The 14172-nt window shown below is 42.4% G+C and carries 16 protein-coding genes; 10 read left to right on the top strand and 6 right to left on the bottom strand.

Going from position 1 to position 14172, the window contains the following annotated elements; all coding sequences use genetic code 11:
• Nucleotide 1: 1 nt before the first annotated feature.
• Nucleotides 2-802 carry an RNA methyltransferase gene (locus LW728_RS07840; RefSeq protein WP_287766109.1) on the bottom strand — a complete coding sequence of 267 codons (801 nt, stop codon included), beginning with the start codon at nt 800-802 and terminating at the stop codon, nt 2-4.
• Between the two features lie 36 nt (nt 803-838).
• On the opposite strand from LW728_RS07840, the gene LW728_RS07835 reads away from it, so the two are divergent.
• The 5 genes from LW728_RS07835 (at nt 839) to LW728_RS07815 (ending at nt 4894) form a co-directional block, all read left to right on the top strand.
• Complete coding sequence (locus tag LW728_RS07835; RefSeq protein WP_002801262.1) at nt 839-994, top strand: DUF2256 domain-containing protein; 156 nt, start codon at nt 839-841, stop codon at nt 992-994.
• 169 nt (nt 995-1163) lie between these two features.
• On the top strand, nt 1164-2312 hold the full coding sequence (locus LW728_RS07830) for a glycosyltransferase family 4 protein (protein WP_002801261.1): 1149 nt from the start codon (nt 1164-1166) through the stop codon (nt 2310-2312).
• Between the two features lie 9 nt (nt 2313-2321).
• Complete coding sequence (locus LW728_RS07825; protein ID WP_002801260.1) at nt 2322-3656, top strand: TrkH family potassium uptake protein; 1335 nt, start codon at nt 2322-2324, stop codon at nt 3654-3656.
• 142 nt (nt 3657-3798) lie between these two features.
• A complete protein-coding gene (locus tag LW728_RS07820) occupies nt 3799-4203 on the top strand; it encodes a hypothetical protein (RefSeq protein ID WP_002801259.1) in 405 nt (134 codons plus the stop codon).
• 76 nt (nt 4204-4279) lie between these two features.
• Complete coding sequence (locus LW728_RS07815; protein WP_002801258.1) at nt 4280-4894, top strand: DUF938 domain-containing protein; 615 nt, start codon at nt 4280-4282, stop codon at nt 4892-4894.
• A 226-nt stretch (nt 4895-5120) separates the two neighbouring features.
• On the opposite strand, the gene LW728_RS07810 is transcribed toward LW728_RS07815, so the two are convergent.
• Nucleotides 5121-6176 carry a Fe(3+) ABC transporter substrate-binding protein gene (locus tag LW728_RS07810; RefSeq protein WP_287667476.1) on the bottom strand — a complete coding sequence of 352 codons (1056 nt, stop codon included), beginning with the start codon at nt 6174-6176 and terminating at the stop codon, nt 5121-5123.
• A gap of 247 nt (nt 6177-6423) precedes the next feature.
• Between LW728_RS07810 and LW728_RS07805 the strand changes: the two genes are divergently transcribed.
• On the top strand, nt 6424-9045 hold the full coding sequence (locus tag LW728_RS07805) for an O-linked N-acetylglucosamine transferase, SPINDLY family protein (protein WP_287766105.1): 2622 nt from the start codon (nt 6424-6426) through the stop codon (nt 9043-9045).
• Between the two features lie 90 nt (nt 9046-9135).
• Here LW728_RS07805 and cobT read toward each other — a convergent pair whose 3' ends face one another.
• The 3 genes from cobT to LW728_RS07790 are packed head-to-tail and all read right to left on the bottom strand — an operon-like array spanning nt 9136 to nt 10868.
• The gene (gene cobT / locus LW728_RS07800; protein WP_287766104.1) at nt 9136-10209 is read right to left on the bottom strand and encodes a nicotinate mononucleotide-dependent phosphoribosyltransferase CobT; all 1074 of its coding nucleotides are present in this window, start codon (nt 10207-10209) and stop codon (nt 9136-9138) included.
• 27 nt (nt 10210-10236) lie between these two features.
• Nucleotides 10237-10647 carry a type II toxin-antitoxin system VapC family toxin gene (locus LW728_RS07795; RefSeq protein WP_002738349.1) on the bottom strand — a complete coding sequence of 137 codons (411 nt, stop codon included), beginning with the start codon at nt 10645-10647 and terminating at the stop codon, nt 10237-10239.
• Nucleotides 10635-10868: a hypothetical protein gene (locus LW728_RS07790; RefSeq protein ID WP_002739069.1), complete on the bottom strand. Its 234-nt coding sequence runs from the start codon at nt 10866-10868 to the stop codon at nt 10635-10637. The genes LW728_RS07795 and LW728_RS07790 overlap by 13 nt, the downstream gene beginning before the upstream one ends.
• A 198-nt stretch (nt 10869-11066) precedes the next feature.
• Between LW728_RS07790 and LW728_RS07785 the strand changes: the two genes are divergently transcribed.
• From LW728_RS07785 to LW728_RS07770, 4 genes are read left to right on the top strand one after another with little or no spacing between them, the layout of a single operon-like run.
• Complete coding sequence (locus LW728_RS07785; RefSeq protein ID WP_287667484.1) at nt 11067-11945, top strand: ABC transporter permease; 879 nt, start codon at nt 11067-11069, stop codon at nt 11943-11945.
• A 45-nt stretch (nt 11946-11990) separates the two neighbouring features.
• Nucleotides 11991-12353, top strand: coding sequence for a thioredoxin family protein (locus tag LW728_RS07780; RefSeq protein ID WP_002801133.1), 363 nt, complete (start codon nt 11991-11993; stop codon nt 12351-12353).
• A 16-nt stretch (nt 12354-12369) separates the two neighbouring features.
• A complete protein-coding gene (locus LW728_RS07775; RefSeq protein WP_287667487.1) occupies nt 12370-13548 on the top strand; it encodes an LL-diaminopimelate aminotransferase in 1179 nt (392 codons plus the stop codon).
• Nucleotides 13529-13717, top strand: coding sequence for a hypothetical protein (locus LW728_RS07770; RefSeq protein WP_002801130.1), 189 nt, complete (start codon nt 13529-13531; stop codon nt 13715-13717). Before LW728_RS07775 ends, LW728_RS07770 begins: the two co-directional genes overlap by 20 nt.
• Before the next feature lie 65 nt (nt 13718-13782).
• Here LW728_RS07770 and LW728_RS07765 read toward each other — a convergent pair.
• Nucleotides 13783-14172 (bottom strand): RpnC/YadD family protein (locus LW728_RS07765; RefSeq protein ID WP_502845973.1); only part of this gene is annotated, 390 nt, incomplete at its 5' end.

Raw genomic sequence — 14172 nt, 5'->3', positions numbered from 1 at the left:
ATTATCGATCGCTAGGAGAATTTTTTTTCTTGCCCTTGAGACTATCAAGACCGAGAAAAAGTTGCCCGATACTTTCAATATGACCGATAATACCCCGCAGCAGGGCTAATTCCTCCACTGTGGGCCGGGCCCGATGATAAAATTGCCGGAATTTCTCCATCCTAGCGGCGGCGGTGTGGGGGTAAAGATAGCCAATTTTGAGCAAAAAGCTCTCTAAGTGCTGATAATAGCCTTCTAGAGCCTCAAAAGTGGCATTAGGGAGCGTTTCTACCGGGGGTTCGAGCCTATTTTCCCTTGCCATTTGGTACAGTTCGTAGGAGCAAACCGCCACCGCTTGGGCCAGATTAAGGGAGGAATATTGAGGATTAGCGGGAATACCGACAAAACGCTGGGCGTGGTTCAGTTCGCTGTTACTTAAACCCCGGTCTTCTGGCCCGAAAATTAGGGCCGATTCCAGGTTAGGGGTGAGTAACCAGGGTAAGGCGGTCCGGGGTGTTTCGAGGGGAGTATTCAGGTGACGGGGTTTCGAGGTGGTGGCAATGATGCGATGACAACCCTGCAAAGCTTCCCCAAGGGTGGCTACCTGTGAACAGTTTTCTAGGACTTCAATCCCGTGTACTGCCATGCGTCGCGCTTCTTCTGCAAGGATATCACAGGCAGGATTGACGATAATTAAGCGACTTAAGCCCATATTCCGCATAATTCTGGCGGTGGAACCCACATTTAAGGCTCCGGCTGGTTCAACTAAAATAATTCTCAGGCGATCGAGTGGGGAACTCTGATTATTTTCATCTACACTCATAGATAAGGCGCAGTTTTTGACTTTTTAATTTTAATCATGGCACGTCAGGTCTCGAAGTCCGATCTTCCCAGTAAAATTTGTCCCGTTTGCGGTTTATCCTTTACTTGGCGCAAAAAGTGGCAAAACTGTTGGCATGAGGTCAAATACTGTTCAGAACGCTGTCGTCGTCGCAAGTCCTCGGCCAATCAGTAAAAAGCCGAGAATTTTAACTATCAAATAGGCACTCTTGCAAAGGGCAATTTTTAGCTGAGGACTTAGATGGGTAATTAATTTTGCTTGGGTACTCTATTAGCTTTTAATTTTACGGTTAATTTAGTAAGCTGATACTTGACTAAATTAAATTTTTCTTAAGAGAATCTCAATGCACATTGCCTGGTTAGGAAAAAAATCTCCTTTTTGCGGTAACGTTACCTATGGGCGAGAAGTGACTAATTCCCTGCTCGATCGAGATTATCAAGTCAGTTTTCTGCATTTTTCTTCCGAAAAACCCACCGTAAGCGATTGGCCCGACTTTTACGACGAAATCACCCTGCCACGTCTCTATAGTTCCCAAGTCTATACTATTCCCACCCTGAAATCGAGTCGGGTTCTACAGGATAAACTCAGGGAACTGAAACCCGATCTAGTTCATGCGTCCTTACCCCTGTCTCCCCTCGATTTTCTGCTACCAGAAATTTGTGAGTCTTTAGATTTGCCTCTGGTGGCGACTTTTCACCCGGCTTTTGATAGTAAAATTCGCAATCTCATCTCCAGTACCCAATTATTAACCTACCAACTACACGCCCCTTTTTTAGCTAATTACGATAAGGTAATTATTTTTTCCACCTCTCAACGGGATTTTTTAGTTAAATTGGGAGTTCCCGAAGAAAAATTAGCAATTATTCCCAATGGGGTTGATGTTAATAAGTATTGTCCAGGACTATCGAATATTAAAGCTCAATATAATGCCGATTGTTTATTTGTTTATCTCGGTCGGATCATGCCGGAGAAAAATGTAGAATCTTTATTGAAAGCTTGGAAAAAAACCAATTTAGGGAGTAGATGCAAACTGCTCATTGTTGGCGATGGTCCGTTAACTCCTTCCCTCAAACCTTTTTATGGAGAAGAAGATGGTATTATCTGGTTAGGTTTTATCGGCGATGAAAATAAACGAATTGAAATTTTGCGCGGGGTTGACGGCTTTATTTTACCCTCATTAGTGGAAGGTTTATCGATTTCCCTCTTGGAAGCGATGGCCTGTGGTGTTGCTTGTCTGGCTACGGATGTGGGTGCCGATGGGGAAGTGTTAAAAGGTGCGGGAATAGTTCTAGATACTAAAGGACTAATTACCCAATTAAAAACTCTCTTGCCCGTCTTACGAGATCATCCCGAATTAACAACAATTTTAGGACAAAAAGCCCGTCAAAGAGTTTTAGACTCTTACACTCTCAGCAAAAATATCGATCGCTTACAGTTAGTTTATCAAGAAGTGTTAGCCAAAAAACAATCTTCTCTTAGCTACTTTCACTAAGGAATTTATATGACGATTGCCCGGACAATTTGCTTGGGATTTATTGCGGTAATTTTAGCGGGAACTTCCCTGTTGATGTTGCCTGTTTCTACCACTAGCGGCACTTGGAATGACCCAATTGTTGCCCTGTTTACCTCCACTTCTGCTGTCTGTGTTACGGGTTTAGCAGTAGTAGATACAGGGACTTATTTTTCTTTTTGGGGTCAATTATTTATTGCTTTATTAGTGCAAGTGGGAGGTTTGGGATATATGACCACTACCACTTTTTTAATGTTATTAATTGGGCGAAAATTTGACCTGAGACAGAAGTTAGCAATTCAAGAATCCTTCGATCGACCTTTCCTGCAAGGTAGTCAAAGTTTAATGAAATCAGTGATTGCTACTACTCTAGTTTTTGAGTTAACAGCAACTCTTGTTATGTTAACTGTCTTCGCCCAAAAGTATGATTTTAGATATGCGGTGTGGTTATCTTTATTCCATAGTATTAGTGCCTGGAATAATGCGGGTTTTGGCTTGTTTAAAGATAATTTGATGTCCTATCAGTCTTCAATTATTATTAACTTATCTATCACAGGATTGATCATTTTTGGAGGTATCGGTTATCAGGTAATTATCGAGTTTTACACTTGGTTTATTCATCGCTTTCAATATAAACGAAAAGGCTTTGTTTTTTCCCTTAACTATAAAGTTGCTATCAGCACAACTATATTTTTATTAGTGATAGGAACCTTGGCTTTTTTACTTACTGAACAGGGAAACACTGACACTTTGGCTAATTTATCAATTAAAGATAAATTGCTGGCCGCTTGGTTCCAATCGGTAACATCGAGAACAGCAGGATTTAATACCATTGATATTGGTAAAATTTCCGTAGAAGGTTTATCAATTACCATGGCTTTGATGTTTATTGGTGCCAGTCCTAGCGGTACAGGGGGAGGTATTAAAACCACAACTTTTAGGATTTTATATAACTGTACTCGCTCGGTTTTAAGAGGTCGTGAAGAAGTGACTCTCTATCAAAGGCGCATTCCTATGCCGTTAATTTTAAAGTCAATGGCCGTGGTTTTTGGTTCGGTTATAGCGATTATTATCTCCACCCTAGCTATCTCATTTGTGGAGACAGATTTTCAAATGATTCAACTGTTTTTTGAGGTGGTTTCTGCCTTTGGAACTGTCGGCTTATCTATGGGGATAACCGCCTCTTTATCGCCGATTTCTAAGTTAATCATTGTTTTTATGATGTATCTGGGACGGGTGGGAGTTATACTTTTAATAGCGGCTATTATCGGCGATCCGAAACCAACAGTTATTAATTACCCCGAAGAAAACCTTTTAGTGGGATAATTAATAAGTAGGTAAGTGTTAAAAACTCTCAGATACCCCCGCCTATCGCTTACAGGTGTAGGTTTATTACAAAGAGGTGAGCAGTCACCTACTCATGCTGAGAAAACCAAGCTAGAGATTTAGAGGAGCATCGTGAAAGACAATGCTAAACAACAAATATCTCAAGCAGTGGTCGTGCATAGAATCAGAACATCTGCCCCATTTGTCAATACCGCAAGCTATCGGATTGGCAACTTGGAGTTTTGGCATGGTCATGACCAAATCGAGCAGTTTGACTCAGGTGTCGAGGTTGATTGCGGCAGTCAACGAGGAAAAACCCAACACAGTCAGGCAGAGACTGAAAGAATGGTATGAGTCTTGGAAAGCGAAAAAAGGAGAAAAGCGCAGCACTCTTGAGATAAGCAGTTGTTTTGCACCTTTGTTAGTGTGGGTCATCAGTTTACTGCCTATAACTATAGAAAGAATCGCCCTAGCACTGGACGCGACCACTATTGGCAGTCTCGAAGGGTTCCGCTTCCAGACGTGCGAGGTCATTCTGTTATTCTGACTTCCTCTCCCGACGAGCGGCTACTGACGACCGACTCCTAACCCCACCAACAAACTTTTTGCCGCAAAGCCTAATTATGTCTGATTTACGTCAATACGCTCCAGCAACAGAACGCAATCGTCAGCCGATTTTAGAAGTTCTCAGCCAATTTTTACCAAAGACTGGGAATATCCTAGAAATATCTAGCGGCACGGGTGAACACGCTGTTTTTTTTGCTCCTCGTCTTGCTCCTTGTCGTTGGATTCCCTCGGATTGTCACCCTCTGGCTCTAGATAGTATTCGCAGTTGGTGCGATTATTGTCCTAGTTCCAATCTCGCTCACCCCCTATTTATCGATGTTCATCAGTCAGTTTGGGCGGTAGAGACGGAAAATATCGTCATTAATGCCATTGTTAATATTAATATGATTCATATCGCTCCTTGGTCCGCTTGTTTAGCTTTAATGGCAGGAGCGAGTCGCCTTCTCAGTCCGGGGGAAATTCTCTATCTTTATGGTCCCTATAAACGACAGGGAAAACATACTTCTCCTAGTAATGAAAGCTTTGATTTTTCTCTCCGTTCTCAAAACTCTGCTTGGGGAGTTAGGAATTTAGAAGATGTGGTGCAAGCAGCGAGCGATCGAGGTTTACAATTGTTAGAAGTAATTCCTATGCCCGCTAATAATCTCTCGGTTTTATTTGCCTTAACATAAGTGGTTAGGTGTTAAAAACTGTCAGATGCCCCCTTATTAAGGGGGATCCCCCCGCCTATCGGCACCCCCCTTATCAAGGGGGGATCCCCCCGCCTATCGGCACCCCCCTTATCAAGGGGGGCAGGGGGGATCGAACCCAAAATATATCTTCAATTTTCCTAACTTCCTAATTCATAATTCATAATTCATAATTCATAATTCCCACTGATAACTGATAACTGATAACTTATTTCCAACTGGCGCGATTCATTACCTGTACTGCTTTGGCTAAATTAGGACCATAATTAGCCACGCTAACTGTATCTTCTTTCCCGCGTCCGAGTTTTGCCAGAACAGGGTCTAAAGTAACTCCTCGAACGACGGGATATTCTTGATTACCCTTAGCAAAAAAGTTCTGTGCTTCATTGCTAGAAAGATACTCTAAAAATTTAATGGCCGATTCTCGATTGGGGGCGGTTTTAATTAAACCACCACCGCTAATATTAACGTGAGCGCCGCGCCCTGTTTGGTCGGGGAAAATTACGCCTACTTTGTCATAAATTGCCCGTTTAGCGGGGTCTTTTTCTTCGGCATACCCAGCTAAGTAATAGGTGTTAGCTAGGGCTAAATCGGCAATTCCTGCGGCGACAGCTTCGATTTGTGCCTTATCATTTCCCTGGGGTGAACGGGCAAAATTAGCCACTAATCCCCGACACCATTTTTCTGCGGCTGCTTCTCCTTGGATGTCGATTAACCAAGCGGTAAAAGATTGACTATAGATGTTACTAGATGACCGGGTGACGACTTTTCCTTTCCATTTGGGATTGGTTAAATCCCCATAGGAATCGATTTCTCTGGGGTTAACTCTGTCTTTGTTATACATGATTACCCGCAAGCGTTTACTAAACCCGAACCAGTGACCTTTGGGGTGACGCAAATTAGCGGGAATTCTTTGGGTGAGAATGCGGGAATTGACCGGGGCAAAAATTCCCTGTTGGTCGGCCCGCCATAATCTCCCCGCATCTACCGTCAGGAGTATATCGGCAGGACTATTGCTGCCTTCGCTTTTAATCCGTTCGATTAATGGGTCCGCTTCCCCTTCGACGAGGTTAATTTTTATTCCCGTTTGTCGGGTGAAGTTGTCATACAATCGTCGGTCGGTGTTGTAGTGACGGGAGGAATAGAGGTTTAATTGGTTAGTTTGGGCGGAAACCTCGTTTATTTTCCCTAATTGACCCACCGCTAGGGCTAAGGTGGCTGTTCCTGCGCCTAGAAAGACTCTACGAGTTATTTTATCGTTCATTGCTCGATTCTTGGTAAAGTTGTCTTTTCCTATTGTACAGCTATTGAGAATAATTCTTATCTGTGCGAAAAATTATTTGTTGGGCTAGGGCGGTAGATCGGGTAAAATCTAGGTAAAATCAGGGTTTTTGGTTTTGATGGGGCTAATAAATCCTCGAATCTATCGCTAGTTAAGTTCAATAAGCCCAAAATGTTACCCTAAGCTCGATCGAGGGTATTGTGGAATAAAAGCAGCGAGAGTCAAAATAATGATCAACAGTAATCACCAACAAGCGATCGAGCTAATGTTAGCATCGGGAGACTATAATCAATTATTGTTATTTTGTCAGCAAGCACTGGCGGTTCATCCGGAAGTGACTGATTATTATCCCTATCTGGGATTAGCTTATTTGCTGCTAGGGCAGCAAGCAACAGCGCAAGAAATTTGGTTATTTTGGCTGTTAGAATCAGAGTCCAGTCAGGATTTAATTATGCTGCTCAAAAAAGAGATAATTAGAAATCTCGATTGCTGGCAGTTTGCCGAAGCTAAATTAATCTATCTCCAGTGGCTAGAATTAGAAGAAATAGAAGGGGATGAAGAGATAGAAAATTATGCCCTGACGGTGATAAACTCCTGTCTTCAAGAGGTGCAAGAGGCAATTAATCGGCGAGAATATACTTTAGCTGAGGACTTTTACTTAAGAATTTTATCTTGGCGTGAACAATTAGCTTACATCTGGCACGATTTAGGATATTTATACTATATAATTAACCGACTAACAGAATCTTTTAACTGTTTGGCACGAGCCATCAACTTAGAGGAAAATCAAGCCTTATATCATTATACTATGGCCATGGTGCTAGAAAAACAATCCCGTTTAGATATAGCTTTATCAGCTTATCAAAAAGCGATTGATCTCAAGGATAATTTTCTCGATGCTTATAACAAACTGGGCAATTTATTTTATAAACTAGGGCAGCTAGAGTCAGCCGAAAAATTCTATCAGCAGGGAATTAATAAACAGGGTGATTTTTATCCTTTCTATATCAATTTAGGCAATGTCTATTTAGTTAAACAAGCTTGGACAGAGGCAAAAAATGCTTATAAAACGGCTCAACAACTGGCAGGAGATAGAGGAGAAATTAGTCAAAATCTCTCCCTTTGGGAAATTCTGCAAGCTGACCAAAAAAGAGCAAATCTTTATTCAGGTGATTATTTTTATCAAAGAAAAATCTATCAATTAGCATTAAACTATTATCAAAAATTATTAGCAATTAAAATAGAGGAGAGCAATTTTTATTTAAACTGCGCCCATTGCTATCTCATTCTTAAAGAAGAAAAACAAGCTTTGGAAGTGTATAAAAAAGGCATTGCCTATCATCCAGAAAATATTGATTTACATTTGCGCCTAATTTGGTTACTACAAAATAATTATCCGATCGAGGTGGCAATTCAAGCAACTAAATCGGCTTTAGAGTATCTTCCCGATCACCTATCTCTGAAGTTAGAATTAATGCGGTTAATGCCAATAGTTTACACAACTCAAGCCGATATTATGCAATATCGATCAAACTACGAGAAACAGTTAGATAATATCTTATCCAATCTTGATTTAACTACTACTAATCAACAACAGGATGCTTGGAAAAGTATTGGATTAAGAACTAACTTTTATCTTCAATATCAAGCTAAAAATGATTTAGAACTACAAAAAAAATATGGAGAATTGGTTTGTAAAATTGCCTCGGTTAACTTTCCTAATTGGGTGAAAAACCTAACCATGCCTACGGGAAAAATCCGCCTTGGCTATATTTCTGCTCACTTGCGTCATCACACAGTAGCGAAACTGTTTCAAGGATGGTTGCAGTGGCGAAATCGAGAGCAATTTGAAATTTACTGTTATGGAATAGATATTAATAACACCTGGGATAATTTTACCAAACAATATCAAGAGCAAAGTGATTATTTTTATCAATTTGATAATCTGGTCAATATAGGAAGAATTGCTCAACATATTTTAGATAATCAGTTACATATTCTGGTTTATTTAGATATTGGTATGGATGCTCGCACTACCCAACTAGCAGCATTGCGTTTAGCTCCAGTACAATGTGTAACTTGGGGCCATCCAATCACCTCAGGATTACCAACCCTTGATTATTTTATCTCCAGTGAATTAATGGAACCCACGGAGGGAGATAATCACTACAGTGAAAAATTAATTCGCTTATCTAATTTAGGTATTGCCTATGCTAAACCCTCGCTTCCTCCCCAGAGAAAAACTCGTTTAGAGATGGGATTAGCCGAGGATAAAATCATCTATTTAAACTGTCAGAGTTTATTTAAATATCTGCCAGAAAATGACGATATTTTTCCTAGAATTGCCCGACAAGTTCCCCACAGCCACTTTATTTTTATCTGTCATCGTAGCGAATTTGTGACCCATTGCTTTCAGTCGAGATTAAGTCAAGCTTTTGATAAGTATGGACTCAATTGGCAAGATTACGGGGTAATGATGCCACAATTAGAACAAAATGATTATTTTCAGCTTAACTTATTAGCAGACATCTATTTAGATAACTTAAGTTGGTCGGGGGGAAATACCACCTTAGAAGCAATTGCCTGTCAACTTCCAGTTGTTACCTGTCCGGGGGAATTTATGCGCGGAAGACATTCCTATGCTATCTTGAAAAAATTAGGCATAACCGAGACAATTGCTACGGATAAAAATCACTATCTTGAAATTGCTATTCGTTTAGGTTTAGATAATCAATGGCGACAAACAATCAAAGATTATACTAAAATGAATATCGATACAGTATTTAACGATCAAACCTCTGTAGAAAGTCTAGAAAGATTTTATCAATCTGTAGTAGGAGAGAATAAATAAAAGTTTAGAGCTAGATAAAATTTAAAAAACTCACATCCGACTACCGACTCCCTAAAAGGAAAACTTCCTACCTGATCATTAAGATAACTGCTATAGTTGAAACCCGATTAAATTTTCGATCGCTTTGAGTAAATCTTGATTAGTCCAATTCTGGTACAGATAAGCGGCGATCGCACATCCCCCCGCACCTACTCCCTCTTTGACGAAACCCTGTTCATAAGCTTGCAAAACCGGGTATTTAGAGGCTGAAAAGTTTAATTGTGTGGCTAATAAAGGCACTTTTCCGATCATTCGGGCTAATCCCACCGTATCCCCCGTTTTATCTTCCGCTACCCAGCGAGTTGTGCCGACGATGATATTTTCCCAGTTAACGGGATAGGCATATTTAGCCACTAGAGCTTTAATTAGGGCAGAAACGGCTAACATTTGGGTTCCTCCGGCGAGGAGTACCCCACCCTGGCGACTGGCGGCGATCGCCATGCCAGCGACGAAAATCTGCTGAGGATCGCCTAGGGCGGCGATTACCTCAAAAGGATCAAAAATTTCTTTTCGGGCTAATCCCTGCTCAACTATTGCCCATTTCTGAGCATGATTGCACTGGGGATGGCTGCTGTTAACTTTGCCGTTGGCTCGATAACCCAATCCGGTGAGGATGGCGAGGGCGGTGGTGGTGCCACCGACCACACACTCGCCGATAATTAGATAACTAGACTCGCGGGCTAGTTTTTCTCCCCAGGTTAGTCCTTGGGCGAACAGGTGTTTTACTATGTCGAAATCTAGGGCGCGGCCGGTGGAGAGACAACGGGCCGGTTGTCCCCCCAGTTCGATATAATCGACGGCCGGGGGCAAGGGTAAACCGGCGTTAAAAACCCGGACGGGAATGGCTAATTTTTCCACCACGGCGCGGGTAATATAGGCAGGGGAGGCTCCCACCGTTAGGGGGGGTAAGGGATAACGGGGATGGGGTGAAACTCCTTTAACGATAAATTCGGCATCGGCGATCGCTGTATATTTTCTATCTTCCGGGGTGGCGCCGGCGGTGGAGATTCCGGGGATTAATCCCGTCTCGGTAAACCCCAAAACTAGGGCAAATATCGGAGAAGATTTTTGATGGCGCTCTAACCAATTTTGCCCCCGTTCGATTTCCGTGTAAATTTTAATCATCTGTTGATTTTGTCCTCTTACTTATCACTATTTCCCTCTCTCCATGAGATGATCTTTGATTTCAACATATTTAGAAAATAAGTTATCAATACTAGCCAGTTTTGCCCCGTATGCTAAGGCTGTAGCCATAATAATACGGTCAAAAGGATCTTTGTGAATGGGAGATAAATTAACGGCTCTAATGGCAATTTCGGGGGTAATTGAAAATATATCTATTTTAGCTACTGTTAAAGCTTGTTGAATCCACTCTTGAAGGGGATAACTTAATTCTAATCTCCCCCGTTGGTTAGCAAGGGCTATTTCATAGCAAGAAATGGGGGAAACTCCGAGAGATTCTGCTAACTCAAATTTTTCTAGCCAATGCTCGGGAAATCTGTCAAAATTGCCATTTATTAACCACAACCAAATATGAGTATCAAGCACAATTACTTCAGACATTCCCAATCTTCTTCATCTACAATAGGACTGACCATATCACCTAGTATTTTAGCTTTACCCACCATATTCTCAACTGGAAAATGACGTTTGAATAAGGATGGTTTTTCTTCTAATAAGTTGTTTTTGCTGGCGGTGAAATTTTTAATTAATTGATAAAGTTCATCTAGTTGTTCTTCAGGTAAATTATCAATTGCTGTTTGAATAAGTTCTTTAACAGTCATAGTTTTACTCTCTATTTTCTGAACTTGAGTTATACTATAACACAACGGTTCCTTCAATAAAGGGACTCATCTTGAGATTTTACCTAAAATACAGCAGACTAAAAAGACTCATTTAAACCGTTTATTCTTAGATTAGCGGAATCTCCCCTAATGCAAGAGTGCCTCGTCTCAAAAAGTAATTTAAACACTTAACAGCTTATGTCTCCCCTGTCTTCTGCAATTATCGATACTTGGCGACGTTTTTACCGAGATCCCCTGGCAACAATAGGAGCGATCGCATTAATTATAATTATTCTTGCCGTCCTATTCGGTCCGATTTTTTATCGGGTCCCCATCGATACCATTGATTTTAGTCAAACCACTGCTCCCCCTAGTTTAAAACATCTTTTCGGCACTAACGATCTGGGCCAGGATCAATTGGCGAGGATTTTGGTGGGGGGTCGAATTTCCCTAGCGGTGGGGATTGCTGCTATGATAGTTGCGATTATTCTAGGGACGGCGATCGGAGCTATTTCCGGGTTTTACGGGGGCGCAATCGATGGCTTATTGATGCGATTAACGGATTTATTCCTATCTTTGCCCCAATTACCCCTACTTTTACTGATTGTCTATCTATTTCGCGATAGCATCAAAAAAATCGCCGGACCGGAAACGGGTATTTTTATCCTCGTGGTTTTAGTAATCGGGGGTTTAAATTGGATGTCGGTGGCGCGATTGGTGCGGGGAAATTTCTTAAAATTACGCGAGATGGAGTTTATCTCGGCTGCGATTGCTTTGGGGGCCACTCCTTTCCGTTTAATCTGGGTGCATTTATTGCCTAATGTTTTGGGAATGATTATCGTGGCGGCTACTTTAGCGGTGGGTAATGCGATTATTACCGAGTCAACCCTGAGTTTTTTGGGTTTGGGTTTCCCCCCCGATGTGCCGACTTGGGGACAAATGTTATTTAAAGCTAAAGATTACTTGACAACTGCCCCCCACTTGGTCATTTTTCCGGCTCTGGCTATCGTGATCACAGTGTTAAGTATTAATTTTATCGGTGATGGTTTACGCGATGTCTTCGATCCTCATGTTTGAGGAATTGTGGAAGTGGATAATTGCCGAAAATTACCCAGAACCCCTATGATGATCAGTAACGATGGTGAGGAAATAAATACTGTGAGTAGCGTAACTGTCATTAGCGATCAGAAGTTTGACCAAGAGGTTTTTGAGGTCGAAAAACCCGTTTTAGTCTATTTTTGGGCGAGTTGGTGCGGTCCGTGCCGTCTGGTATCCCCCTCGATCGATTGGGTAGCCAACACCTACGGCGAACGGCTAAAAGTAGTTAAACTAGAGGTGGACCCTAACCCCAACTCGGTGGCTAAATGTGATGTGAAAGGTGTTCCCGCTTTACGCATCTTTAAAGATAAAAAACTTATTGCCACTCATGAAGGGGCGATCGGCAAACCACAATTACAATCTTTTATCGATACCTATGTCAGCTAATTAGGTATCTGTGGTTATGAATAACTTAACCCTAGCACACCGCTTACAGGCACTCCAATCCAACGTTTTTGCCGATATGGATCGGGCAAAAGCTGCCAGTAGAGAAGCGGGTAATACCATTATCGATCTTTCGCTCGGTTCCTCCGATCTTGGGGCTGCTCCCCACGTTGTCGATGCTATTGAGCGATCTCTCCACGATCCTCACACCCACGGCTATTTACTCCATAATGGTACGCGAGACTTCCGAATAACTGCCGCTAACTGGTATAGCGATCGCTTTGGTGTCCCCGTCGATCCGGAAACGGAGGTTTTACCCCTAATTGGTTCTCAGGAAGGCACGGCCCATCTACCTTTGGCCCTTCTCAACCCCGGGGATTTTGCTCTGCTCCTCGATCCGGGTTATCCCTCCCATTTGGGCGGTGTTGCCCTTGCTGGCGGTCAAATGTACGGAATGCCAATTTTGGCAAAAAATGACTTTCTGCCGGTTTTAGAGGACATTCCTGAGGCAGTGCTGGCACAATCGAAGCTGATGGTCTTGAGTTATCCCCATAATCCCACTACAGCGATCGCACCTTTGGCATTTTTCCAAAAAGCGGTTGACTTTTGCCGTCAGCATAATTTAGTTTTAATCCACGATTTTCCCTATCTAGACATCTTTTTTGCGGGAACATCGCCCCCCCCGTCAATTTTACAGGCCGATCGAGCTAAAACTAATTCGATCGAGTTTTTTACCTTTTCTAAGTCCTATAATATGGGCGGTTTTCGCATCGGTTTCGCCATTGGCAACCCGCAGTTAATTATGGCTTTGCGACAGATTAAAGCCATGGTTGATTTTAATCAGTATTTGGGCATCCTTAACGGTGCGATCGCTGCTTTAACCGGTAATCAAGATTCAGTCAAGGAAACCGTCGCTATCTTCCAAAAACGCCGGGATGTGTTTATTAATGCCCTAAATCGCATCGGTTGGCCAGTTGCCACCCCGGCCGCCACTATGTACGTTTGGGCGAAAATTCCCCCCAGTTGGCCGGGTAATTCCGTCGATTTTTGTCGGCAATTGGTGGCCCAAACCGGTGTCGCTGTTTCCCCCGGTTCCGGTTTTGGTAAGGGTGGCGAGGGTTATGTGCGTTTTGCCTTAGTTCACGATCCCGATATTCTAGAGGCTGCCGTGGAGAAAATTGGGGCTTTTTTGGGATAAAACCGATATTCTCAGCAGTGGTTATGCTGCAATCGATAACTTTCGCCTTGTTGCTGCTGATATTCCGGGTGATATTGGTAATGTGTCCACTCCCAAACTTTCTAGTATTATCGGACTAGGCATACTAGGGAGCGGTTTAGTGGTGTGTCGCCTCGCTAAACGTCGTTAACCGCGCTTGGGGTGGGGGGATGAGCCAAAATTTTGCCAATTCGCCACCCTTTGCGGTTAAAAGCTTTAATTGTGCTGCTGTCTTTGTAATTCCTCGATAGTTGCGGGGGATAAATCGGTAAATTGGGCGATTTCTGGGACAGAAAAGCCAGCAGATAGCATTTTTAGGGCAATTTGTCGGGCTTTTTCTTCTTTACCTTCTTGTCGTCCTTCTTGCAGTCCTTCTTGTCGTCCTTCTTGTCGTCCTTTTTGTAGTCCCTTTTCCTCGCCTTCCTCTAAAATATCTTGATAGATGACTGATTCTCTCATAATGTCACTCCGAAGGATTTTTTTAATCGTCTCCCGATTTAATACTAACCCGGCGAGAATACTGGTGGCGGCAGCGAGATTGCTTTGCACCTGTTTTTCGGGGATAGTTTCTAAAGAACGGGACACCTGACTTAACACCTGTTCGGG

This window comes from Microcystis sp. 49638_E5 (assembly GCF_021300285.1).
In the GTDB taxonomy this organism is placed as follows: Bacteria; Cyanobacteriota; Cyanobacteriia; order Cyanobacteriales; family Microcystaceae; genus Microcystis; species Microcystis aeruginosa_C.
The sequence above is the reverse complement of the archived record's forward strand: the minus strand, read 5'-3'. Positions and strand labels throughout refer to the sequence as shown.